The 838-nt window shown below is 56.4% G+C and carries 1 protein-coding gene and 1 pseudogene; both read right to left on the bottom strand.

Annotation, left to right across the window (positions count from 1 at the left end; all coding sequences use genetic code 11):
• Nucleotides 1-358 (bottom strand): annotated as a pseudogene (locus AAY47_RS19825) (recombinase XerD); the annotation flags it as partial.
• Between the two features lie 218 nt (nt 359-576).
• Nucleotides 577-807 (bottom strand): hypothetical protein, encoded by a 231-nt coding sequence (locus AAY47_RS19820; RefSeq protein WP_419177453.1) that lies wholly within the window; start codon nt 805-807, stop codon nt 577-579.
• Nucleotides 808-838: the final 31 nt, after the last annotated feature.

Genomic DNA, 838 nt, shown 5'->3' with positions numbered 1-838 from the left:
CTTCTTTCGGCAACACCATCTGCTCGGCCGGGTTGTAGAGGATGTGCTGGCGTTGCAGTAACCAGCGGAACCACCGCCGCAGGGCGATCAGCCGTTCCCGCTGACCGTTATTGCCGTAAGGCTGACTCTCGGCTATACGGTATGCCCGCCTACACCGCCGCCAGCTTTCCAGTAACACCAGTGTGACCTGTGCGGGGTAACGAACCGTGCGCTGTTCGCACCAGTCGATAAAGGGTAGCAGGTAGCTACGGTATGTTTCCCGCGTGCGGTCAGCCCGGCCTTGTGCCAGCAGCGTGTCGAACCACGCTTCGAGCTGTTGGCGCAGTGTGATCAGGGTGTTGTCGTGTGAAGTTATCATGCGGATTGTCCTTTTTGTGATGGAAGCTATCCGGCAGTACGGTATGACGGGAAGTTTTTATTGTGTTGCCGGAACAGTGATTTTTCGTTTTATCAGACTTGCGAGTGCTTAACCCTGTCTGGCTGTGGCGTTATGGCTATTTTGCTTACCCAGACTTAGCCCAGACTTGGGGCAGACCTGGCATAGACTTGCTTCTGTTCCGCCCAGACTTGCGCGGATCATACCGGCACGATCAGGCCGCTTAAGTGGGCACTGTCGCCCTCGCCATCCCAGAGCAGTTCGTATTGCAACAGATGCCCGCGACTGCCGCCGTGAACAAGCAGGTACTCCATGTCACTTAAGCGCTGGCAATGCAGCTTAAGCTGGCTGTCGCTCCAGTTTGTGTAAGCCCGGATATCCCGCCGGGTAAAACGCACTTCTCGCAGCGTTTGCTGCCTGTCCGATGCCATCCCGTGCGCCATCTGCTGGATCAGTAATAAC

This window comes from Xenorhabdus griffiniae (assembly GCF_001028135.1).
Classification (GTDB): domain Bacteria; phylum Pseudomonadota; class Gammaproteobacteria; order Enterobacterales; family Enterobacteriaceae; genus Xenorhabdus; species Xenorhabdus bakwenae.
The sequence above is the reverse complement of the archived record's forward strand: the minus strand, read 5'-3'. Positions and strand labels throughout refer to the sequence as shown.

Bases quoted from the DNA above. Each gene is read 5' to 3' on its own strand.
- AAY47_RS19820 (WP_419177453.1), bottom strand. From the start codon at position 807: ATGGCATCGGACAGGCAGCAAACGCTGCGAGAAGTGCGTTTTACCCGG.